The organism is Rufibacter sp. JT20002, assembly GCF_056491185.1.
Genome location: NZ_JBSZJY010000004.1, coordinates 38576 through 63563, shown reverse-complemented (window position 1 = coordinate 63563; position 24988 = coordinate 38576). Strand labels below are relative to the sequence as shown.

General features: G+C 51.1%; 14 protein-coding genes. 10 read left to right on the top strand and 4 right to left on the bottom strand.

Annotated elements, in window-relative coordinates:
- The first annotated feature begins 18 nt into the window (after window positions 1-18).
- The 7 genes from ACW9SV_RS17160 (at window position 19) to ACW9SV_RS17130 (ending at window position 14891) form a co-directional block, all read left to right on the top strand.
- Entirely contained in the window at window positions 19-2448 is a 2430-nt protein-coding gene (locus ACW9SV_RS17160) for an ABC transporter permease (protein WP_479557993.1), read from the top strand.
- A 98-nt stretch (window positions 2449-2546) separates the two neighbouring features.
- Window positions 2547-4946, top strand: a complete 2400-nt coding sequence (locus tag ACW9SV_RS17155; RefSeq protein WP_479557992.1) for an ABC transporter permease — start codon at window positions 2547-2549, stop codon at window positions 4944-4946.
- 87 nt (window positions 4947-5033) lie between these two features.
- Window positions 5034-7454, top strand: coding sequence for an ABC transporter permease (locus ACW9SV_RS17150; RefSeq protein WP_479557991.1), 2421 nt, complete (start codon window positions 5034-5036; stop codon window positions 7452-7454).
- Window positions 7455-7682: 228 nt separating this feature from the next.
- On the top strand, window positions 7683-9377 hold the full coding sequence (gene asnB / locus ACW9SV_RS17145) for an asparagine synthase B (protein WP_479557990.1): 1695 nt from the start codon (window positions 7683-7685) through the stop codon (window positions 9375-9377).
- Between the two features lie 222 nt (window positions 9378-9599).
- A complete protein-coding gene (locus ACW9SV_RS17140; protein ID WP_479557989.1) occupies window positions 9600-11465 on the top strand; it encodes a M61 family metallopeptidase in 1866 nt (621 codons plus the stop codon).
- A 178-nt stretch (window positions 11466-11643) separates the two neighbouring features.
- Window positions 11644-14049 (top strand): TonB-dependent receptor, encoded by a 2406-nt coding sequence (locus ACW9SV_RS17135; RefSeq protein ID WP_479557988.1) that lies wholly within the window; start codon window positions 11644-11646, stop codon window positions 14047-14049.
- A 71-nt stretch (window positions 14050-14120) separates the two neighbouring features.
- On the top strand, window positions 14121-14891 hold the full coding sequence (locus ACW9SV_RS17130; protein ID WP_479557987.1) for a DUF4249 domain-containing protein: 771 nt from the start codon (window positions 14121-14123) through the stop codon (window positions 14889-14891).
- Window positions 14892-15065: 174 nt separating this feature from the next.
- On the opposite strand, the gene ACW9SV_RS17125 is transcribed toward ACW9SV_RS17130, so the two are convergent.
- Window positions 15066-15884, bottom strand: coding sequence for a purine-nucleoside phosphorylase (locus tag ACW9SV_RS17125; RefSeq protein ID WP_479557986.1), 819 nt, complete (start codon window positions 15882-15884; stop codon window positions 15066-15068).
- 175 nt (window positions 15885-16059) lie between these two features.
- Entirely contained in the window at window positions 16060-17829 is a 1770-nt protein-coding gene (gene sppA / locus ACW9SV_RS17120; RefSeq protein WP_479557985.1) for a signal peptide peptidase SppA, read from the bottom strand.
- Between the two features lie 401 nt (window positions 17830-18230).
- Here sppA and ACW9SV_RS17115 point away from each other — a divergent pair, with 401 nt between their 5' ends.
- Entirely contained in the window at window positions 18231-18821 is a 591-nt protein-coding gene (locus ACW9SV_RS17115; protein WP_479557984.1) for a hypothetical protein, read from the top strand.
- Window positions 18822-19012: 191 nt separating this feature from the next.
- Here the strand turns inward: ACW9SV_RS17115 and ACW9SV_RS17110 are convergent, their stop codons facing one another.
- Together ACW9SV_RS17110 and ACW9SV_RS17105 are read right to left on the bottom strand one after the other, a co-directional pair.
- Window positions 19013-21361 (bottom strand): family 1 glycosylhydrolase, encoded by a 2349-nt coding sequence (locus tag ACW9SV_RS17110; RefSeq protein ID WP_479557983.1) that lies wholly within the window; start codon window positions 21359-21361, stop codon window positions 19013-19015.
- 672 nt (window positions 21362-22033) lie between these two features.
- The gene (locus tag ACW9SV_RS17105) at window positions 22034-23113 is read right to left on the bottom strand and encodes a PAS domain-containing sensor histidine kinase (RefSeq protein WP_479557982.1); all 1080 of its coding nucleotides are present in this window, start codon (window positions 23111-23113) and stop codon (window positions 22034-22036) included.
- Window positions 23114-23312: 199 nt separating this feature from the next.
- Here ACW9SV_RS17105 and ACW9SV_RS17100 point away from each other — a divergent pair, with 199 nt between their 5' ends.
- Together ACW9SV_RS17100 and ACW9SV_RS17095 are read left to right on the top strand one after the other, a co-directional pair.
- On the top strand, window positions 23313-24452 hold the full coding sequence (locus ACW9SV_RS17100) for a sensor histidine kinase (RefSeq protein ID WP_479557981.1): 1140 nt from the start codon (window positions 23313-23315) through the stop codon (window positions 24450-24452).
- Between the two features lie 44 nt (window positions 24453-24496).
- Window positions 24497-24928, top strand: a complete 432-nt coding sequence (locus ACW9SV_RS17095) for a response regulator (protein WP_479557980.1) — start codon at window positions 24497-24499, stop codon at window positions 24926-24928.
- Window positions 24929-24988 lie beyond the last annotated feature (60 nt).

Sequence of the window (24988 nt, the reverse complement as noted above, 5' to 3'; positions counted from 1 at the left end):
ACTCAGAACTCTCTTATTATGTTCAAGAACTATCTTAAAATAGCTTGGCGCAACATCACCCGCCAGAAGATCTACTCCAGCATCAACATAGCGGGGCTTACCATTGGTATCACGGCCTGCATCCTGATTTCGCTGTACGTGATGGACGAGCTCAGCTATGACCGCTACCACGCCAACGCTGACCGCATTTACCGCGTGACCCGTGATTTCAAGGCGCAGGACGGCAGCGTGAGTTTGGCGCTGGGGCACGTGGCTCCGCCTTTCGGGCCTTTGATTCAGCAAGACTTCCCCGATATTGAGCAAGTGGCGCGCGTGCTACAGACCGAGGTGCTGGTGGAGGACAAGCAACAACAGAAAGCGTTTAACGAGGAACGGGTGTACTTTGCTGAGCCCGCCTTGCTGGACATTTTCACCATTCCAGTCGTTAAAGGTGACGGCAAGAAAGCCCTGGCTGAGCCGTACACCATGCTCCTGAGCGATGCCATGGCCCAGAAGTATTATCCAGGGGCTGACCCGGTGGGCAAAGTGCTGCAGGTGTACAACCAATTCCCAGTGAAAGTGGCGGGCGTGTATGAATCCTTTCCGGCCAACTCCCACTTTCATCCTGATTTCCTGTTGTCTTTTAAAACCTTAGCCGATACCGCCATCTATGGGGCAGAACAACTGGCTACTAACTTCGGGAACAACTCCTTTGGCACGTACCTGTTGCTGCCTAAGAACTACCCCGCCGATAAGCTACAGGCTCAGTTCCCGGCTTTCCTGAACAGGCACCTGGGCGGCACGAACCATGCCCGCGACCGCAAACCCTCTGAGTTCACCACCTTGTACCTGCAGAAAGTCACGGACATCCACCTACGCTCCCACCTGGACTCAGAGGAAGAACCCAACGGTGACATCACCACCGTCATGATTTTAGGGGCGGTGGCCTTGTTCATTCTGCTCATTGCCTGCATCAACTACATTAATCTCTGTACCGCCCGTTCTACCAGCCGGGCCAAGGAAATAGGCATCAGGAAAGTGGTAGGCGCGCATCAGCAGACCTTGGTAGGCCAGTTTTTGATGGAGTCTATTCTGGTGGCCACCTTGTCTACCCTGCTGGCGTTGGGTTTGGCCGAGGTGCTGCTGCCCTGGCTCAACAATTTCACCGGCAAAACACTGGACCTGAACCTGTTTGAGCGGCCTTACTTGCTGGGGCTGATATTTCTGTTGCCTTTGCTCATTGGCGGTTTGGCCGGTTTATACCCTGCGCTGTACCTCTCCAAATTCCGGCCGGTGCTGGTTTTGAAAGGTTCTCTGAGCAGCGGGGCCCGCAATCCGTTCCTGCGCAAAACGCTGGTGGTAGCGCAGTTTTCCATCTCTATTGTGCTCATCATTGCTACCGGCGTTATTTCTCAGCAGCTGACGTACATGCAAACCAAGTCGCTGGGCTTTGACAAAGAGCGCCTGGTGGTGCTGGATTATAACAATGACCTGGCAGATACCTACGACGCTTTCAAGAATGAACTGCTAGCTTCTTCCAATATCCAGAAAGTGGGGCGTTCCCTGCTGGTGCCGTCTGACCGGCTGCTCAACTCCATGGGGGCGGCCGTGCAGAAAGGTGATTCCATGGAACAGACCAGTTTGCCCATTCGCTTCATCAACGTAGACCATGACCTGTTCCAGACCTACGGCGTGTCTCTGGCGGCGGGTCGAAATTTCCTGAAAGACCATCCTACTGATACCGCCTCCTACATCATCAATGAATCCTCGGCCCGCATGATTGGCTGGAAGAGTCCGCAGGAAGCCGTGGGGCAGCCCTTCAGTTACGGTGGTAAAAAAGGCCGCATCATAGGCGTGGTGAAAGACTTCCATTTTGAGTCTATGCACGAGGCCATTTCGCCCATGGTGTACCTCTTGCCCTCGTCGCAGGAAAACTACAGCAACATTAGTGTGAAGTTCACCGGAGATCCACAGGAAGCACTGGCGCACCTGCAGGCCACCTGGAAGAAGTTTATGCCCAGCACCCCGTTTGAGTACCAGTTCATGGATGACCTCTTTGGCAAGCTCTACGAGGCCGAGGTGCTGAAACAGCAGATCTTCACCATTTTCGCCGCCATCGCCATCTTCATTGCCTGCCTGGGGCTGTTTGGCTTGGCTTCCTACACCGCCGAGCAACGCACGAAAGAAATCGGTATCCGGAAGGTGTTGGGCTCATCGGTCAAAGAGATCATTCTGCTGCTGTCCAAAGACTTTGCCTGGCTCGTGATTATTGCCATTGTGCTGGCTTCGCCGATTGCCTGGTACGGCATGAACAAGTGGCTGGAGGACTTCGCCTACCGCGTGCCGTTGAACTGGAGCACCTTTATTTTCACAGGCCTCATTGCCATGACCATTGCCATGCTCACCGTTAGCTTCCATGCCGCTAAGGCCGCCTTCCTCAACCCAGTAAAAGCCTTACGCACCGAATAACTTACCATCGTTTGAAGGCTGTTTTTTAGAAAATAGCCTTCAAACGATGATCTCAGAAGTGAACTCCCAAACCCATAACAAGGCCATTCCATAATTCCATGATCAAAAATTACCTTAAAATAGCTTGGCGGAATCTGCTGCGGCAGAAAGCGTACTCGGCCATCAACATCATCGGGCTGGCCACGGGCATATCGGCGTGCCTGCTCATCTTTCTGTTTGTGCAGCACGAGTTGAGCTACGAGGACCATTTCTCCAAAGCTGACCGAACCTACCGCGTGGTAAATGACCTGATTGTGGATGGGGAGATTGAGAAAGCGTCTCTGACCACCGGCGGCCTGGCCCCAGCCCTGAAAGCCGATTACCCCGAGGTAGAAGCCGCCGTGAGGTTAGTGAACGCCGACAAGCAAGCTGTGAGCGTCAACGATGACAAGGTATTCTACCTCAAGAACTCCTACTTTGTAGACAGCACCTTCTTTAAGGTCTTTGATTACGAATTGCAATCCGGAGACCGGGCCACTGCGCTGGCTGCTCCTTTTTCCATCGTGCTTACCCATGCCTCTGCGGAGAAGCTTTTTGGCAGTGCCGCCGCGGCCCAAGGGCAACTGGTCAAGATCCAGGGCGGGTCGTTCAAGGTAACGGGTGTGCTGGTACCTTCAGGTCCTTCGCATCTCACCCCTGATTTCTACGCCTCCATGAGTTCTTTGGGCAATGACTTCATGCAGGAGATGGAGCAGGAATGGGGCAACACCAATACCTACACGTATGTGGTGCTGCACAACGCCGGGCAAAAAGATGCTTTGCAAGCGAAAATGGGCGAGTTTTTCCAAAGAAGGGTGAAACCAGCCTACGCGCAGATGCAGAGTACCGGCAGCGTGGAATACGTAATTCAACCCCTCTCAGACGTGCACCTCACCAATGACTGGTTATATGAATTGTCGCCTTCGGGAAACAAATCCTACATCTACATTTTCTCGGTGGTAGCCATATTCGTGCTTTTGATTGCCTCCATCAATTACATGAACCTGGCTACTGCCCGCTCGGCGAAACGCGCGAAGGAAGTGGGCTTGCGCAAGGTAGTGGGTGCGCACCGGTCGCAATTGATTGGCCAGCTCCTGGGTGAGTCGCTTGTGATTACTTTGCTGGCGGTGTTGTTTGCGCTGGCTTTGGTGGAGTTGCTGTTACCTACTTTCAACGGCCTCACCGACAAAGACATCTCTTCTACCTATCTGCTCAACCCGATCTTCGGCCTGATCCTGCTGGGCATCATCCTGCTGATTGGCTTGGCGGCGGGCAGTTACCCGGCGTTCTTCCTTTCGGGCTTTAAACCGGTAGACGTGCTCAAATCAGACAAAGCGCCCCGGGGCAGTGGCGCTACGTTGCGCAAAGGCCTGGTGATTCTGCAGTTCACCATCTCGCTGGTTTTGATCATTGGCACCGTGGTGGTGTACAGCCAGATGGACTTCCTGAAGAAAGCCGATTTGGGCTTTAACAAAGAGCAGGTGGCCGTGATTGACATCCCCAGCGGAGACACCACGCTCACCAGCAAGCTGCCGCTCATCAAAAACGAAATGCTGGCCAACCCTCACGTGACGCAGGTCTCGGCCTCGGCCCAAATCCCGGGTCAGGGGGCGGGCGTGCTTATTTTCATGGTGGAGCGCAACAACGCCATGGTGCAGAAAACCATGAACATGATGACCGTAGATTATGACTTTCTGGATTTGATGGGCATCGAGCTGAAAGCCGGACGTAACTTCTCCCAGGACATGGCCTCTGACGAACGTTTTGGGTTCATTTTGAACGAAGCCGCCGCCAACCTACTGGGCTGGCAGGAGGCGGTGGGCAAGCGCATCGGGTTTACTGACACCACCAGCGGAAAAGTGATTGGCGTGGTCAAAGATTTCAACTACACCTCCCTGCACGACAAGATTGCGCCGGTGGTGCTGCGCGTGCGCCCCAGAACCTCGGGCTACTTGCTGGCGCGCCTCTCCGGAAACAACTTTGACGAGGCCTTGTCCCATATCAAAACCACCTGGGCCCGCTTTGACCCCAACCGACCCATTGACCTCACCTTTCTGGACCAGAGCTTCAACGAGCAATATCAAGCCGAGGAACGGATGCTGAAAATCTTTGGCTACTTCTCTATCCTGACAATAATCATCGCCTGCATGGGTTTGTTTGGGCTGACGTCGTTCATGGCCGAGCAGCGCACAAAGGAAATCGGGATCAGGAAGGTACTGGGCTCCTCGGTGCTGGGCATTGTGATGCTGCTGACCAAAGACTTTGCGGTGCTGGTGGTGGTTTCCATCTTACTCGCCTCTCCGCTAGCTTGGTACGGCATGCAAAAGTGGCTGCAGGAATTTGCGTACCGGGTACCGTTGAGTCCGTGGCTGTTTGTAGGGGCGGGCTTGGTGGCCTTGGCCATTGCCGTGGCTACGGTGAGTGTGCAGGCCGCCAAAGCAGCCTTGCTCAACCCCATCAAAGCCTTAAGAAGCGAATAACCTTTTTGGGCCTGTTTTAGAAATGCAGGCTTAAAAAGGCAAGTATAGATTTGGCTCCTTTGCTGGGGTAGCTTATTTTTCAAGCGAATGCTCAAGAATTACCTAAAGATTGCCTGGCGCAACTTGCAACGCCAGAAAGCTTACACGGCTATCAACATCATCGGGCTGGCTACCGGCATCTCGGCGTGCCTGCTCATTTTCCTGTACGTAGGCCATGAACTGACCTATGACCAGGGCTTCCAGAATGCCGATCACATTTACCGGGTGGTGAGCCGCGTCAACTTTCATGGCACCGATGACAACTTTTCCCTTTCGCCCAAGCCTCTGGCTGATCACATCAGAAGAGAGATACCGGAAGTGAAAAAGGTAGCCCGTCTGGCGGCTTCCGGGAAACAGACCATCTGGAAAGAGCAGCAGTCTTTTGTAGAAGAACACCTGTTCTTCGCCGACAGCACTTTCTTTCAGGTGGTTCCCTTTACCTTTCTGGCAGGTGATCCGGTCACGGCGTTGAAGGCTCCTAAAACCATTGTCATCTCTGATGAACTGGCTCAAAAATACTTCGGAGGGGTTCAGCAAGCGTTTGGAAAGCCCCTGCAATTCAGCAAAAATCAGTATTTGGTCACGGGCGTGTTCAAAGCCGAAAAGCACACGCACTTGGAGGCGAATGCCTTCTTTTCCATGGTCACCCGTGAGGAGACCGAACGGGCGGGCTTGGATTCTGCTACCGCTACCGCAAGGGAAAACGAGTGGATTTTATTTGGCTATTACACGTATTTCACGCTTCACCACCCTGCCGCTTTGCCCACTTTTGAGCGGAAGTTAGACGAATTGGTCCTCCGGTGGGCCGTGCCTTGGATGAAGGAAAACCAGATTTCCGCTAGCATGAACCTGAGCGTGCAGCCCATCACCCAGATCCACCTCAGCAATGACTTTCAAACCGAGATCAGCCCGTCCGGAAGTCGCTCCTACGTGTACATTTTCTCCGTGGTGGCGGTGTTCATCCTGCTCATTGCCTGCATTAACTACATGAACCTAGCTACGGCCCGCTCGGCCAAACGCGCCCGGGAAGTTGGCCTACGCAAGGTAGTGGGCGCGCACCGCAGCCAGATCATGGGGCAATTTCTGGGCGAGTCGGTTTTGATTACGCTTTTGGCTTTGATTCTGGCACTGGCCATGGTAGAGCTGTCTCTGCCCCTCTTCAACCAACTCACCGGAAAGGAATTTGCCCTCTCCTCTTTCCTAACCCCCAACTTCACCTTGCTGGTGCTAGTGATTCTGCTTTTTGTGGGAGTAGTGGCCGGCAGCTACCCCGCTTTTTTTCTGTCTGGCTTTAAACCGGTGGAGGTCCTGAAATCTGACAAGAACCCCAAGAGCAGCAATGCCTGGCTTAGGCGTTCTTTGGTAGTGGTGCAGTTCACGATTTCTCTGGTGTTGATCATCGGCACCGCCGTTGTGTATAGCCAGTTACAGTTCCTGAAAAACAAGAACCTGGGGTTCAACAAAGAGCAGGTGGTGGCCATTGATCTGCCCAAGGCAGATTCTACCCTTCTAAGCCGGCTACCCGTGGTGATGCAGGAGTTGAAGCAGCACCCCAGCTTTCTGGAAGTGGCCACCTCTTACAACCTACCGGGCGAAAAGCTGTCAAGGCTGCTACATCTGGTGGAAGAAGAAAACGGGACAGAAAAAGACCAGACCCTGAATGTCATGTTTGTGAGCTACAACTTTATAGAACTCATGGGGATTGACTTATTGGAAGGCCGCACCTTTCAGAAAAGCATTCCCACAGATGTGAAGGGAGCCGTCATGGTGAACGAAGCAGGTGCTAAATGGCTGGGCTGGCAAAACCCGTTGGGCAAACGCGTTCAGGTGATGGACTATGATGCCAAGGTGATTGGGGTAGTTAAAAACTTCAACTACACGTCGTTGCACAACCCCATTGAGCCGCTCATGATTGTGCCGGTGCCGGAGAACGCGGGATATCTTCTGGCCAAAGTGCGCCCTGAGAACTTGGAACAAACCCTGGCCTTTCTGGAGCAAAAGTGGAAAGCCTTTGCCCCCAGGCACCCCATGCATCATTTTTTCCTGGAAGATCACTTTAACAAGCAGTACCAGGCCGAGGAAAAGATGCTGACCATTTTTGGGTACTTCGCGGCGCTCACTATTCTCATTGCCTGCTTGGGTTTGTTTGGCCTAGCCTCGTTCACCGCTGAGCAACGCACCAAAGAAATCGGGATCAGGAAGGTGCTGGGTTCTACGGTGGTGGAGATTGTGCTGCTGCTGTCCAAAGACTTTGCCTTGCTAGTATTGCTGGCCATTCTCATTGCCTCGCCGGTGGCGTGGTACGGCATGAAAAATTGGCTCCAGGATTTTGCCTACCAGGTGAATTTAAGCCCTTGGCTGTTCCTGTTGGCAGGCTTCGCGTCTTTAGCCATTGCCGTAGTCACTGTCAGCCTTCAAGCAGCCAAAGCGGCTTTACTGGACCCGGTAAAATCACTGCGCAGCGAATAGTCCGTTTCAAACCTCCTTTTACAAATACAGCCCTGAAACATCCGCTGCACGGCAGGATGGCTTTTTTAAATCTGCAACCATACACATACACCAGATAAAATAACTCAAACAAAGCGGCACACTCCTGCGTAATTTACACCATTAATTCATTTTTATTGAAAATTTTAATTGCTTTATCAAATATTCTTACAATATTTGATAATCATCATCCATTTAAATTCAAGTATTGTGTGTGGAATTGTTTGTGCTTTCGATTTAAAAGAGTCATCTGAGGCGTTACGTCCTCAATTATTGGAAATGGCGAAATGCATCCGGCACCGTGGTCCGGATTGGAGTGGGGTATTCAGCAATGAGAAAGCCATTTTAGCGCATGAGCGCCTGGCGATTGTAGACCCAACCTCGGGCAAGCAGCCTTTGTTTAGCGAAGACGGCCAGTTGGTGCTAGCTGCCAACGGCGAGATTTACAACCACTTAGAACTGCGTAATCAGCTTACCATTGACTATAATTTCCAGACCAAATCTGACTGCGAGGTCATTTTGGCCCTTTATAAAGAAAAAGGCACCAAATTCCTAGACGACCTGAACGGCATCTTCGGGTTTGCGATCTATGACGTAGAGAACGACGCGTATTTGATTGCCCGCGACCACATGGGTATTATTCCGCTGTACATTGGCTGGGACCAGAACGGCACCTTCTACGTGGCCTCTGAGTTGAAAGCCTTGGAAGGCAAGTGCTCTAAAATACAGCTTTTCCCGCCGGGACATTACCTCTCCAGCCAAGAAGACGGTTTCCAGAAATGGTATGACCGTGATTGGATGGAATACAAAAGCGTAGCCGAAAACCAGACCAGCATCCAGGAACTGAGAGAAGCCCTGGAAGCCGCAGTGCACCGCCAACTCATGAGCGATGTGCCTTACGGCGTGTTGCTTTCCGGCGGATTGGACTCTTCCATCACCTCGGCGGTAGCTAAGAAATACGCCGAGAGACGCATTGAAACCAATGACAAGGAAGCTGCCTGGTGGCCACAACTGCACTCCTTTGCCATCGGGTTGGAAGGCTCCCCAGATCTGGCTGCCGCCCAGAAAGTAGCCGACCACTTGGGCACAGTGCACCACGAAATCAAATTCACCATTCAGGAAGGCATAGACGCCATCAAAGACGTGATTTATCACTTGGAAACATATGACGTGACCACCGTGCGCGCCTCTACGCCTATGTATTTGATGGCTCGGGCTATCAAGTCCATGGGTATTAAGATGGTGCTTTCCGGCGAGGGTGCGGATGAAATCTTCGGCGGGTACCTGTACTTCCACAAAGCGCCTAACGCCAAAGAGTTTCATGAGGAAAACGTGCGCAAACTAGACAAGCTGCATATGTACGACTGTCTGCGCGCAAACAAATCATTGGCGGCCTGGGGCATTGAAGGACGCGTGCCGTTCCTGGACAAGGAGTTCATGGATGTGGCCATGCGCATCAACCCGCAGGACAAGATGATCAACGGTGAGCGCATGGAAAAATGGGTGCTGCGCAAGGCCTTTGAAGATTACCTGCCGGCGAGCGTGGCCTGGCGTCAGAAAGAGCAGTTTTCAGACGGCGTAGGTTACAACTGGATTGACACCTTGAAGGAAATGGTAGCCAAGAAAGTGAGCGACGAGCTACTAGCCAACGCCAGCGAGTACTTTCCTATTCAGCCACCGTCCAGCAAAGAGGAGTTCTATTATCGCTCCATCTTCGCAAAGCACTTCCCGAGTGACGCGGCGGCGCTGTCGGTACCATCGGTTCCTTCCGTGGCCTGTAGTTCACCGGTGGCGTTGGCTTGGGATGAGTCTTTCCGCAACCTGAACGATCCATCGGGCAGAGCGGTGGCTAATGTGCACGCCGATGCTTATCAAAAAGAGGAAAAGGCAGAGGTAGCGTTATAGCCCTCATCTAAAGTAAATAAAAGGGAACCCCCAAGTGCTTGAGTGCACTTGGGGGTTCCCTTTTGTACACCACCTGTTTTTGTAAGTTTTTCCTTGAAACCCCGACTAAACAGTAAGAGGAAACAAGCTGTTTTCAGGAAGCGAACGCAGGAATATTCAAGCGAAAGCACCTAAACCCGATAACTTTCGTTTTCTTAGCAATTTCAGTTATTAAAGATACATATGTTCAAAAAATCACTGGCGGCCCTGGCGTTTGCCGCCCTCCTGCACTCCCCTTTGCTGGCGCAAAATAACGCCACCCCCACCTACCGTTTCTCCGTGGACCTGGCCCAAGTGAAAGACGATAAATTGCAGGTAACCCTGATCACCCCTGAATTCAAAGAAGACGAAGTCCTGTACCACATGCCTAAAATGGTGCCGGGCACCTATGCCGTCTATGATTTCGGGAAGTTTGTTTCTGATTTCAATGCGTTTGACAAAAAAGGCAAGAAACTGAGCGTGGAACGCCTTGACCAGAACACCTGGAAAATAAAAAAAGCCAAGAAGCTGGCCCGCTTAACCTACCTGGTAGACGATACCTGGGATACGCCCAAGAAAGAGGACATTGTATTTGAGCCCGCCGCTACTGATATCGAAGAAGGCAAGGTGTTCCTGATCAACACGCACGGTTTCTTCGGGTACTTCGCCAATATGACGAAGGCGCCTTACCAGATCACGGTGAACAAACCGCAGGACTTCTACGGTGCCACGCCATTGCGCGCCACCAGCTCTACCCCCACCTCAGATACGTATCTGCTCCAGAACTACAATGACCTGGTAGATGCGCCTATGCTGTACAGCCGCCCAGACACGGCCATGCTGAAAGTTGGCAACGCCGATGTGCTGATTTCTACCTATGCCGCCGGTGGCGGAGCCCGTTCCAAGGACCTGGCCGAGCACATCAAACCCATTCTGGAAGCACAGAGAACGTATTTGGGCGGCACCTTGCCCGTAGACAAATATGCTTTCCTGATCTACATTGACAACAAACCCAACCGCACCGGAGCGTACGGCGCGTTGGAGCACTCGTACTCCTCGGTGTATTACTTCCCGGAAATGCCGCCGGCCATGCTGGCCGAACAGGTACAAAACATCTCGGCCCACGAGTTCTTCCACATCGTGACGCCGCTTAACATCCACTCAGAAGAAATCGGGAACTTTGATTTCAGCAACCCGAAGATGTCGAAGCACCTTTGGATGTACGAAGGAGTGACTGAATACTTCGCGCACCACGTGCAGGTAAACCAAAAGCTAACGGAGCTGCCTGATTTCCTGTCGGAGATGCGGAACAAGATCATTGCCTCGCAGCAGGAATACAATGATGCCCTGGCCTTCACCGAACTCAGCTTAGGCGCGCTGGACAAGCATGAGAAAGAATACGGCAACGTGTACCAGAAAGGGGCTCTTATTGGCATGGCGTTGGACATCAAGCTACGCGAGCTTTCCGGCGGCAAATACGGCATCCGGAACATGATGAAAGACCTGAGCCAGACCTACGGCAAAGACAAATCTTTCAAAGACGAAGAGTTATTTGACAAGATCACCGCACTCACGTTCCCGGAAGTGCGGGATTTCTTCCGCCGTCACGTAGAGGGCAATGAACCGCTTCCGTATTCTGAAATATTCAGAAAAGTAGGCATCACGTACCAGCCTTCCGGTACCATGAAGCGCATTTCCCTGGGCCGACCAACCATCGGGTATGACCAGGCATCCGGTCACCTCATGGTAGCCAGCATTGAGAACCTGAACGCCTTCGGGAAACAATTAGGGTACCAGGCCGGTGACCAGATCTGGCAAATCAACGGCGAAGACCTGAACCTGCGCAACGCCACAGACCTCATCAACAAGCACGTGATGAACGGCAAGGAAGGCAGTCCGTTGACGGTAACCGTTGGACGGAAAGATGCGAACGGAACGGTAAAACCGGTGGTGCTGAAAGCCAACTTAGTAGCCGCTGAGGAAACTGTTTCTCACCTGCTTACCCCAGACCCCAATGCTACCCCGGCGCAATTAGCCTTGAGACAAGCCTGGTTGTACTCTAACTTGTAAGGATGAACCAACCTGCAATGCCCGTTTTGGAGTTGTTTTAAGAGAAACTTCCTCAAAACGGGCATTACTATGTTTATCTGACTCCTTAAAGAAGAAAGCTTCAGAACTCAAGGCACTTACGTCAAGCAGCTCTGTTGATTTTTATGTAGTATCTTTAAGGAAGCGTAGCCACAAACCTTTGAAAACATATCAGGGGTTTGGGCGTTATGTTTTAAATCTGACCACATTCAGCGTGCATCACCTCTACAGACATATTCCTTTTCAGGGTCCTGAAATCAAACGGTTCCTTTTCCTCTTTTCGCTTCTGCTTTTCCTGCCTTTGTGGTTCATACAGGCGCAGGACCGGGTAACCTTGGGGGGTACCCTTCGGTCGGCTGCTTCCGGTGAAGTCCTGATCGGGGCAACTGTGGCGGTGGCGGGTACTACCAATGGGGTGGAAACCAATACCAATGGAGTGTACACCTTACGGTTGGCTCCCGGCACCTACCAGATTCAGTTCACTTACATTGGGTTTCAGACGGTTACCAGGGAAGTAACCCTGAGCAGAAACACCCGCCTGGACGTAGAACTGCAGGAGAACTCAAACGAACTGGGCGAAGTGGTGGTAGAATCTGAACGCAATACCTTCCAGGAGCGCCTGACCTCACCCCAAATGAGCATGGAAACGCTCTCGTCCCGTGAGGCGAAGCTACTGCCGGCCCTTTTTGGCGAGGTAGACATTATCAAAACCCTGCAGTTGAAACCCGGTATCCAGAGCGGCGGCGAGGGTAGCAGCGGGTTGTTTGTGCGAGGCGGTAGCAATGACCAGAACCTGGTGCTGCTGGATGATGCCCTGGTATACAACCCCAGCCACTTGTTTGGCTTTTTCAGTGTGTTCAACCCAGATGCCGTTCGGGGTGTGGAACTGTACAAAGGAGGGTTCCCGGCGCAGTTTGGCGGAAGGCTTTCCAGCGTGCTGGATGTGAAATTGAGGGAAGGTAACCGCAAAGAAAACGACGTTTCCGGAGGGATTGGCCTGATTGCCTCCCGTCTAACTGTGGAAGGCCCAATCCAGAAAGACAAATCCTCTTTCCTGATCTCGGGGCGGCGCACCTACGTGGACGTGTTCACCCGCATGATCAACAAAACCCAGGAAAACGACCCAGACTGGAGCCCCATCCCCGATTATTACTTCTATGATTTCAACGCGAAAGCCAGCTTTGAACTAGGGCCCAACGACCGCCTTTTCATCAGTGGGTACTACGGCCGCGATTTCTTCAAATTCAACGACGAGGATTTCAACTTCAATTTCAATTGGGGCAACCGGGTGGCTTCGGCCAGATGGGTGCACCAGTACTCCCCGCGCTTTTTCGTGAACACCACGTTTTCGGCATCTAATTACGAATACGAGATCAAAAACCAGCTGGACATTTACTCCTTCAGCCTGACCTCCAACATCACCGACCTCACCCTGAAGTCAGACTTTGAGTACATCTCTTCAGAAAAGCACCACCTCCGTTTTGGCGGATCGGTGACGAACCACCGCTTTGTGGTAGGCCGCCTGGAGGCGAACAGCCAGGACGGATCAGTGAACGTGGGGGCCGGCAACCTGTACCGAGGGCAGGAATACGGAATTTACGCCTCTGACGACTGGACCTTTAGCCCGACGTTTACGGTTAGTTACGGACTTCGCCTATCGGGTTTCCTGAACAACGGCAAGAACTTTTTGGGCCTGGAACCTAGGGCGGCAGCCAGCTATCGCTTCTCGGAGACGCTCACCTTAAAGGCCAACTACACCCGCATGTTCCAGTACGTGCACCTGATCTCCAACTCGGGTGCCTCCCTCCCCACCGACATCTGGTATCCGTCAACCCCAGGGGTGCGTCCTCAGCGCTCTGACCAGTACACCATTGGCTTGACTAAACTGCACAAAGGCAAATACCTGTTCAGCACTGAGGCTTATTACAAGAAAATGGCTCGGCAGCTGGACCTGCGCGACGGCGCGGAGATCTTCGCGAACACCGAGCTGGAGCAGGAGTTTGTCTTTGGTACCGGCGAAAGCTACGGCCAGGAGTTCTACGTGGAGAAAAAAGAAGGCAAGACCACCGGCTGGATTGGCTACACCCTATCCTGGACTAACCGTACCTTCCCTGATATCAACAACGGCAAGACCTTTCCTACCCGCTTTGACCGTCGTCATGATCTGTCAATAGTGGGCATTCAGGAGGTGAGCAAACGTATCAGTGCCACGGCCACGTTTGTGTACGGCACCGGTAATGCCTACTCTTTACCGGTACAACGGTTTATTTTCCAGGATGTGCCCGGCGAAGACTATACCGTGATCCCGGTGTACCCAGAGCGCAACTCGTTTAGGTTAGCGGCCTACCATCGCTTGGACTTGGGATTGGTCTACAAACTACGCCCTAAACGCGGCTCCTCAGATCTCACCTTCAGTGTGTACAACGCCTACAACCGGCGCAACCCGTACTTTGTCTATTTTGAAACCATTAAAGACGAAGAGAATAATCAAATCACAGGCTTTGTCGCCAAACAGGTCTCTCTGTTCCCAGTTATTCCTTCGGTCACCTATAACTTTAAATTCTAATGGGTACTCCCGCTTTCATACGATCTGTTTTGTTCCTGTGCCTACTGGCAGGCCTAGTGACCTCTTGTGACATGGAGCAGGAAATTGAGGTAAAATTACCAGATATTCCGCCCCAAATGGTCGTGGAGTGCTACCTGGAGGATGGGCAACCCATGCGCCTGGCTTTGTCAGAATCATCCAGCTATTTTGCCGGTCCTGAAGCGCTTTTGGTGGAAGGCGCTACCGTCACCATCACCAAGAACAACGGGGAGCCCATAGTCCTGAAAGACACTCTCATTGTGGATGAGGCTATGGAAAAAGTGTACACGCACTTCAACCCTACCCTAGTTACCAGTGTGCCCGGCGATGTCTTCAACTTAGTGGTTACTGACCCTAAGGGACGCAGGGTGACCGGCACTACCACCGTTCTGGCGAGCGTTCCTATTGACAGTGCCGGCTACAAATTCAACAGCAAACCCGAGGAAAGCCAGGAAGCCTACCTAATGGTGCGCTGGCAAGACGATGCCGCCATAAAGAACTTTTACCGGCTTCTGGCTCATAAGAAAGATAGTGTAGGCACTGGTCTGGACAGCCAGTTAGATGCCGAGGTCAATGACCGTTTGCGCAACGGCGAGAAGATCACCTACACCACCACTTACCGCTTTGACCGCGGCGATACTCTTACCCTTAAGCTATTCCACTTAGATGAAACGTACTACAATTTTGTAAGCAGCGTGGAAGATGCCCGAAGGGCTAACGGAAACCCATTTGCCCAGCCGGTGAGTATCAAATCTACCGTGGCCGGTGGCTTTGGCGTATTCACCCATTTGAATTACCAAACCAAGGAACTGATCATCAAGTAAAGGCGATTTGGCTGCAAAGGGTAGGCATAACTTTAAAGGTGTTTTGAAGAAATCAGCCCTAAATCAGGAATCTTAGAAACAGATCTAATTTGGTATAAAAGAGAAGCGGCTCTGGAATGTATCCAGAGCCGCTTCTCTTTTAATCTAGGTTATAATGAAGCCTTACACCTCTGCTTAATCCTGGCGTTTGATCAACTCTTTGATAAGCAAAGTCATGTTGGGTTCGGCTTTGGCAGCGGCTTCCAAAATATCCTGGAGTACTACCTTCTTGATTTTACCAGGCACGCAGAGGTCTGTGATCACGGACACGGCAAACACCGGCATGCCCATGTGTACGGCGGCAATGACCTCGGGTACGGTGCTCATGCCCACGGCATCGGCGCCTACGGTTCTGATGTAGTGGTATTCGGCTTTGGTTTCCAGCATGGGGCCCGGCACACTCGCATACACCCCGGTACGCACGTTCAGGTTATGAGTCTTTGAAATCTCCAGGGCCTGTTGCACCATGTGTTCACTGTAGGGCTCGCTCATGTCTGGGAAGCGCGGCCCCAACTCGTCCATGTTTTCCCCGATAAGCGGATTAGTAGGCAAAAGGCTGATATGGTCGGTAATCACCATCAGGTCTGAGGTGTTGAACTCGGGATCAAGCCCCCCGGCGGCATTACTGACAAACAGTTTCTTTACGCCGAGCAACTTCATCACCCTGATAGGGAACACCACCTGCTCCATGCTGTACCCCTCGTAGTAATGGAACCGACCTTGCATCACCATTACGTTTCGGCCACCTAATTCCCCAAAGATCAGTTTACCAGAGTGGCTCTCTACCGTTGAAACAGGAAAATGCGGAATGTCGGAATAGTCCAGGCTGAAGGCAATCTGAATGTCTTGCACCAGAGCACCTAATCCGGTACCCAATACAATCCCGAAATCAGGCTGGAATTGATTTGTCTTCTGACGAATAAAGTGGGAGGCTTCTTGCAGGGTTGTGATCATAGTTCTTTAAGTAAATGGTTTAAGGCCTGTTTCAAGCGAAACAGCCCCTAAACGGGTTCATGTAGGGAGCGGCAAGGTCGTAAAAAATCGCTAAAACAGATCGCCAAAACAGCCTCAAAAACAAAAAAGGCTGCCCTGAGGCAGCCTTTTAGGAGGAGCAGTAGTTTCCTTCTGCTTAGTTTATGTCTATCTCGTAGGGCAGACGGGCCTGGATGCCCTGCATCTGCATCACACGTTTGTACTGCTGGTAGTAAGGCAGCATATCGCCCAGTTCTTTTTGCAGGGAGTAGGTTCTCATCTGAGATTCGGTGTCAGACATGAGGTTGTCCATGAAGGATTTCTGGGCCGGCAAAGAACGCAACCTGTAATCGCCTTCCTTCAGTTTGGCTTTCTTGGCGGCAATAGCCACGGCTTGCTCCAAGCCACCCAGCACATCTACCAGACCGCGTTGCTTGGCTTCAATGCCAGACCATACCCGGCCGGAGGCTACTTTCCGGAGATCGGCTACCGGCATGTTCCGTGATTTAGCAGCTTTGGTGGTGAAGTCGTCGTAGATACGCTCCACCTCACGCTGAATGTGCATTTTCTCGTACGGCGTCATGGCTCTGGTCACCGAAGGCACGTCAGAGAACTTACCGGTTTTCACGCGATCGGTGGTAATGCCAAGTTTGTTTTTCAGGAAGTTCTCTGAGTTGACCATCATGCCAAACACGCCAATGCTACCCGTGATGGTGGTAGGGTGCGCCACAATGGTATCGCAGGCCATGGCAATGTAATACCCACCCGAGGCCGCCACATCAGACATGGAGGCAATAATAGGCTTCACTTTCTTGGTGAGCATCACCTCGCGCCAGATCACATCTGAAGCCAGTGAGCTTCCGCCCGGCGAGTTGATACGCAATACCACGGCTTTCACATTTTTGTCCAACCGCGCCTTGCGGATGGCTTCAGACATGCCTTGTCCGCCAATGGTTTCGTCATCGCCTTTGCCGCCCACAATATCGCCGGAGGCGTAGATCACGGCAATTTTGTTTGACGAGGAACCCGACTTCTTCTCGGGGTCAGCTACCTTTTTGTAGGTTCCAAGGTTCACCAGTTTCAACTCTTTGTCTTTCTTGGTGCCGGTTTTGCTTTTCATGAAGTCGGTGGCCTCATCATAGTACCCCAGGTGCGTCACTAAACCCAGGCGGTAGGCATCTTGAGCGTTGTGCACCAGCATGGAGTCTGACACGTTCTTAAGGTAGGCAAAGTCTTTTTTGCGGGCCACAGCAATGTTCCGCAGCATGAAATCATTCAAAGAGTTCAGGAAAGAAGCGGTCTGCTCACGGCTAGGCTCGCTCATCTTGTCCAGAATGAACGGCTCCACAGCGCTCTTGTACTCCCCTACTTTGAAGATGTACGGCTGCAGGTCCAGTTTCTCTAGGGTGCCCTTGAAGAACATCACCTCTGAACTTAACCCGTTCAACTCCATGGTACCTTGCGGGTTCAGGTAAAATCTATCTGCTACTGAGGCCAGGTAATAGGCTTTCTCGGTGGAGAACTCGCTATAGGCTACCACAAACTTCTTCGATTTCTTGAAGTCCAGAAGCGAATTACGGATCTCTTCTACCGAGGCCATGCCGGCCTGCAGCAGATCCAGGTTCAGGAAAATGCCTTTGATGTTGTTATCGGTTTTGGCCTTCTTAATGGAAGCTTTGATTTCGTCCAGGCCAATTCCCTCCTGCCCAAACACTTCCTCCAAACCTAGCTCAGCGAAAGGACTACGAGGTGCCCTCTCCACAACGGGCTGGCCTAACTTGAGCTCCAGCACAGATCCTTCGGCAATGCTTACTTCGTCACCAGATGATGCCGCGGCCGCAATGCCCAGCAGGATGAGGAAGCTCACTACCATGAATAAAAGTAAGCCAACAAACGTGGCCAGTACAAACTTGAGAAATTGTCGCATAAATAAGTAAACCTCTAAGACAGCCACAGGCAAGCGCCTATGATGTTGCTACATTTGTCGTAAAATAGGCAGAAAACTTACAAGATCAGCACCTTTTATCGTCATTTAGGCACCTTTTGCGCCGGGCCTGACAGGAAACGCCAACATGTTAGATAAAGCAGAAGCCTAATGCCTTTACAGCCAGTTGGTTTCTAAACGGACCTATATCCCTTTCAGTAGAAGGAGGCGTGTAAAAAGTGGCTTGGGTTAAAACTTAGGGAAAGTCTTCCTCCATAAACAGTAGTTCTACCCATGATCAGTACTGTCTCTTTGTAAACCCCAAGGTATTCTTTGGGGGTACCTTTTACCCGTTTTACGCGTAAGTTTAGCTAAAACCTACATCTGCCGTATATTTGGATTACATGACTAGATGGATAGTTCTTGCATTCCTCCTGTTGGGGTCCTTTGCGGGGCAGGCGCAGTACAAGCGAAACCTTAACTTCAAGTACTTTGGCATTACCCTGCACCCTAAAGGGGATGACAACGCCGAGCTGATGCCCCTGAACCCCGACGGAAAAGGGTACCTGGTGTTTAACATTGGGGCCAGTGTTGCCTATGAGCAATACTTTGTGCAAGACAAATTCTCGGTGAAAGCCATCCAAGCCTTCTACGCCGATTGTGCCATGCGTTTTGCCGGTTTCACCCACCTGGGGGTGAGAGCAGTGGTTTTTCAGGTTGGCCGGCACTCTTTAAATGGAGGCATCGGCCCCACGCTGGTGTACCGCCGCAATTGGTCTGAGTTGGAGGGCTACAACGTGTCTACTTCTTTTTTCGGGGGTGACCCCGATGATAAATGGCAGTACAAAATGGTTTGGTACGCCGGCGAGTTTGAATACAACTACCGCATCTCAGACCGGGCCGATTTCTCCACTTCTTTTGTACCCGGCTACCCCGATATCATGAGCCTTTCTTTTGGCATCAGGTATTGGCTAAAGGAAAAAGAAAAAGAATAATCTGGCCTTAGGCGTTTCAGACCTGTTTTCATAAAATCCTGTTTTAAACCGTTACAACTGTGCCTGCAGCAGTAAGTATTCGGTAAAAAAAGGAACACCCCTCCTGCTACAGAAGAGGTGTTCCTAAACCAACACATCAACAATCAAAAAACAACGAGAAAACAAATCTATTGCGTAGCCTGGCTTGGCGCCTAAGCGTTAACGGCAATTCTGTTGGCCCACTTCATCCGGTTGGCGTAGCGGTTCAGGGCATCGTCCAGGGCCGGTAGTATCTGGCCGCGTTCACTGCTTAAAGCACTGTACCTTGGCCGTGGAGCCTGTTGGCCTTGCAATTCATTGGCAGAGAACCCCTGGATTAACCCGGGGTCCAGACCGGCAATCTCGGCGGCTTTGCGGGCCAGGTCTGCCCAGGACAACTCGCCTTCATTGGTGAGGTGCCAGATGCCTGCTTCTTCGTCTACCAACAAGTCAAGACAGGCATTTACCAGATCGGGCACGTAGGTAGGCGAGATAATGATGTCTTCCGGGGCGAGGAACGTATTTCCTTTGGCCAGTTGGTTGATCATGAGAGTCAGAAAATTGGATTCATCCCAAGGCCCGAAAAACGAACTGGTGCGCACGATTAACGCTTCGGGGTTCATATCCAAGACGTATTTCTCGGCTTGCGCTTTGCTTTTGCCATACACGTTCAAGGGGTTCATGGCATCGCTCTCTACGTATGGTTGTTGCTTTAAGCCGTCAAACACCAGATCGGACGAGAAGGTCAGGTACTGGATTTCACGTTTCTGGCACGTAGCAGCCAGCAGCATGGCGCCGTGCGAGTTCACCAGATGACAGGCTTCGGCGTCTTCTTCGGCTTCATCAATTTTCACGTACCCGGCCGCGTTAATCACCGCCCAAGGGTTGTAGTAGTTCATGGCCCGCTCAATGGAAAACGGATCAGCGATGTTCAGTTGCTTGCGACCCACCAACCGGTACGGAATGTGGCGGTCTTCGCAGAGGCGGGCAAAGGCGCTGCCCAGCGTACCGGTGGCACCCGTGATGAGGATGGGCCGGGTGGTGTCTTCCAAGTGGCGCACCTCTTTTTCCGTGAGGCCATCACCGTCCGGAATGGTTTCGGTTTCATAGATGGGGTTCCAGTTGTTGCGCCACACTGACTTAGTGCCCCGACCAAAACGGTTTTCTTCGCGGTTGAGGAACAACTCGGCGTGTTTCGCTTCTTCCGTGAAGGGGTAGAAATAACGGTCCGGTCGTTGCCACCAGCCGGGCAGATGGAACAAGGGGTGCTCGTAGTCTTCTCCTTTGGCCAGTTTGGTCAACATTTTGGCCAGGGCGGTAGGTCTTGGAACTGGTCCGCGTACGTCAAACACACCGGGTTCATAGAAGCCATCGGCGCGGGTCACCAGGTTCACCCAGTCAAAGGTGCCCAGCAAAGACCAGGCGGCCACGCCCACCACGTTTACGCCGTCTTTTTTCAAATTGGTGCAGGAATCCCAGACGTGCTTAAACCACTGCACCTGCTCCTCGCGGGCGCCGCAGATGTGCACTTCGGTCACTGAGATGGGCAAGCCGTAACGTTCCCAAGCTTCGCGCAGTAAGACCTTGTGGCCCGAATAGAACCCGGCCGGATCTTCAGTCTTCACCCGCAAAGCTTCTACATCGGCGTATTCATGGATACCGTTTCCGCCGTGCGTCCACTCCGGGAAACCAGCCAGGTTCTCATCTAAGTACCGTTCGCTGGTAGGATAATGGTTGATACCGATGATATCTGGCGGGCACGGGTTGTCTCTGAACCACTGCAGGTCTTCCTCTGGAATGCCGTTGTTCACGAAGTACTGCCACATGGAGTGCTCTTGGGTAAGGGTACCGGTAAGTAGGTCCAGGCTGGTCCAGCGACGGTCATTGTCTAGTTTGGCCTGGTAGGCCAGCAGCGGGGTGCTGTAGGTTTTGCCCAAGTCCTCGGTTTGCACCAGCTTGGCGTTGGGGTTTACTTCCCTGATGGCGCGCATGGCCAGCACCGTGGCTTTGCATTGGTGCAGCAAGGTTAACCCGAAGGTCTTGCCGTCTCTGCCGTGCGGGTACCAGTGGCCGTACAGTCCGCTGAAGCGGGCCGTGGTGAGCGGTTCATTCACGGGGGTGAAGTACTCCACCCATGGGTAGCGTTCTGCCACAGCGCGGGCGTATTCGGCTACTCCCTCGGGGAAGGACGGATCTGCCAGGTTGGTGTGAATGGGGCCACTGCCGTGGTGCACAAGTCCAAGAATAGGCGTAATGTTATGTTCCTGCAGCAACTGCATGCGGCGGTCGCCCCAGGTCCAGTCAGCGGTGGCGGGTCCGTTAGGGGCGGTTAATTCCCACAGCAGCGGATAGCGCATCTTTTTCACCCCGATGGAGCCAAACAAAGCAATGTCTTCTTCGCGCAAGGCATGGCCGTTCAATTGCATCTGGTCCAGGTATTCATCTCCTACCCGGTTTACGGTACACTCTAAACCAGCCCAAACTTCTGGGAAACAAGGGTTCAGATTTTCGCTTTTCTCCATTAGTATTAACTTTTGAACCAGAGCAAAGCAATGCCTTATCTATCATGCAATTAGACACATTCATGATAGCAAAACAGGTAATCTAATCTTAAGTAGAGTACTAAAGATTAAGTGCCAATGCTCAAAAAGCTCAGTGATGTTTAAGAAAACTGTTCTGGTAATTGTTATAAATAATTTACCAGTTTTGGAAAAATACGCGAGCCTGAAAGGGAGAGTTGAAGAACAGGTGAAATATAGGGGTATGCACTTAAAAAACCGTATTTACTGCAAATTAGCTTCGTAATTACGCTATATACAAGGTGTTTTTCGCCTGGTCTCGGATAAACATCTTAAAAACCAACTGCTTAGCAGCAGAAACAACCTATTGAAATAGTTAAAAATAGAAAGCTTTATAAATAAGCTATAATAGCTTTCACTGTAGGCATTTAACTGAAACTAGAGGATAATTGCAGAATGTTTTTTAGTGTCTCTGCTGTGTACATTTGAAGCAATTGGAATGGTTAATAACAGGTAAAATCCCTGATAAAGAGGTAAATCTTCTAGATGCTTTTAGAACTATTAGCTAATGCATGAAAACTGGGTTTAAGCAGTCAACCTCGAAATAGTATTAGCCAACAACGAGGCGAGTCAGGCTTTAAGCTTACTTTTCAGAAAGTACCTTGAAAGCAGGAATCAGGATTTTGGAAGGGAGATGTAGAAGGTGGTGCCTTTGCCTTCTGAGCTCTCAAATGAGATTTGTCCTCGGTGCCATTCTACAATGGTTTTGATAATGGACATGCCCAGCCCTACAGAAGGCTCCCCTTTAAGGCCCGGACGGCGGGCGTTGGTAAACTCCTCAAACAGATTGGCGTGGTACTGCTCGGGAATTCCCACTCCGGAATCAGCTACTGTTACCGAAATATGGTCTTCTTTCTCCTCCAAGCCAACGGTAATCCGCCCCCCGTCTGGCGTGAACTTGATAGCGTTGGAGATAAGATTATTGATGGCTTGCATAAATTTATTGTCATCTACCTGGGCGTAGATTTCGTCTTGGGCAGGTATAAATTCAAACTGCACAGGCAACACTTTTCCTTCAACTCGCTGGTACTCCACCAACGTTTCCCTGAACTTCTCTACCAGGTTCACCCGCCGGGTGATGACCTCTGTATTGGTTGATTCCAGAAACTCCTTTTTGATAAACTCCTGAATCAGGCGGGTGCCGTTCTGACTGCTCTTGTCAATCAGATGAATGATCTCCAAGGCTTCTTCATCTACTTTATCTCCCAATTGCTCTATCAGTATTTCAGAAAGGCTATGAATCATGCCCATGGGCCCGGCCAGGTCATGGGAAAGAATGTTAAGGACGGAGTTCTTCTTATTAGAATACTTCTTGAGGTAGTCGTTGTACTGGCGTTGGATAGAGGTATCTTCTGCGTGCCCAATAATGAGGCGCTCACCGGTGCTTTGCTCCAGTACGGTAGGCCGAAGGCATACCCACTGCTCTTCCTGCCCTGTTAATTGAATGCGGAACTCAATTTCGGGGCAAATGCCTGGATCGCGGGCTTCGGTTAGCTTTTCCAGGACGTGCTTTTGGTCATCTGAGTGCACCTGCTGCAAAAGAGCAGTAATGTCTGACTGGCCTTCTTGTAATTTGAATATATCTCTGAAGGTGGGGCTTAGGTATACGAAATGGTTGGAGCCAGTGTCATAGGCAAACAAACTCAATCCGGTTTGCTCTAGCAATGCTTTGCAAAATTCGTGGGAGTTAATCATAACAACGTTATTGAAACGCTGTTATCCTAAATGGCCGTCTCGATTACTTAAAGATACAATAAAAGAGCAGCAATAGTTTGATAGCCGGCATTTATTATAAAAATCCTGCTGTTTCTACTGATACACAAAGGCACTCAAACCTTTGATTCTTCTTTTAGTAAAAGAATTAATACTGTGTTTTTACTTGTGTATAAAACCTATGGCCCCTATCTATTCCGCAGACAGCATTAACTCCTTTTTTGTAAACCAGATAAAGAACTATGCCATCTTCGCCACCGATACCAACGGGATTATCACGACCTGGAACAAGGGTGCGGAGCGCCTGAAAGGCTACACCGAAGAAGAGATAGTAGGCCAGTTTTACGGAATTCTGCACCCAGATGAGTATCAGCAGGCCGGTTACCCAGAAAAAGAATTGCGCAAGGCCCTGGAAAACGGCTCCTTTGAAAACGAAGACTGGCGCAAAAAGAAGGATGGGTCCCTATTCTGGGCCTCCGTCACCCTTACGCCTATTTATGATGAAGCCGGCCAGCACATTGGTTTTACCAAAATCACGGGAGACCTTACCAAACAGAAAGAACTGCAAGACAAACTAGCCGGGCGGCAGCAAGATGCCCTGGAGCGAAAAAACAATGAACTCCAGAGAACGAACAATGACCTGGACAACTTCATCTACACGGCCTCGCATGACCTAAAGTCCCCTATCACCAACATAGAGGCGTTGGCGCAGTATCTGGAAGAAAAGCTACAGGAGTCAAACTCCCTCACTGAAGAAACGCAGGAGATCCTGGATAGGATTGTAGAATCTATCCATCGGTTTAAGCAAACCATTGAAGACCTGTCAGAGATCAGCAAACTCCAGAAAACCTCGGCCGAGGAGGAAATAGACGGCGTGGTCACTAACATCAAAGAGGTGTATGAAGACATCATGGCAGACCTGGAGTACCCCTCCAAACAGAAAACCTGCTTTATCCATACCGATTTTGAGGTGTCGCAACTCAACTTCTCCAAGAAGAACTTCAGAAGCATCTTGTATAACCTCCTGAGCAACGCCATTAAATATCAGGCCCCAAACCGGGATTGTATCATCCGGGTAACTACCCGTTTAGAAGAACCTTATGTGGTATTACGGGTAAAAGATAATGGCTTGGGGATAAACGCCAAACAACAGGAGCAGTTGTACGGCATGTTCCGGCGCTTTCATGACCACGTAGAGGGCACTGGCATTGGCCTTTTCATGGTGAAACGAATAGTAGACAATGCAGACGGCAAGATTGAGGTAGAAAGCAAAGAAGGGGAAGGCACCGAGTTCAAGGTGTACCTTCAGGCAGCCATGTAGTTTCTCCTATTTAACAGATTCACTTTATTCAATACCCAACAGCAATGCAGGTGCAGCACGCAACAGACGCAAACCCAGAAAATGGACAGAAGGTACCTTCTGTGATGATAGTAGACGATGATGAAAACTGGATTTTCGTGACAAAACTTCTCCTGAAAAGAATGGGAATAGTAAACGGCATTCTTACCGCCAAAAACGGGCTGGAGGCCATTACTAAGCTTCGGGAATCAAGTGCCACCGGAGATAATAAAGTACCGGACCTGATCTTGCTGGACATCCGCATGCCCGTGATGGATGGCTTTGAGTTTCTGGAAAAGGCCACCAAAACAGATCCAATTGACCTGAGCCAGACCAAGGTGTATATCTGCAGCAGTTCCCTTAGTTCAAGAGACAAGGAGAGAGCCACCCTTTACCCCATTGCTGGTTTCCTTACCAAACCCCTTACCAAAGAGGTCTTACAAGAGATTCTGGGCTAAGCCCAAAAATCAGCGTTTTGAACTTGCGGCATCGTTGCTATTGAATTGTTCGTACCCTTC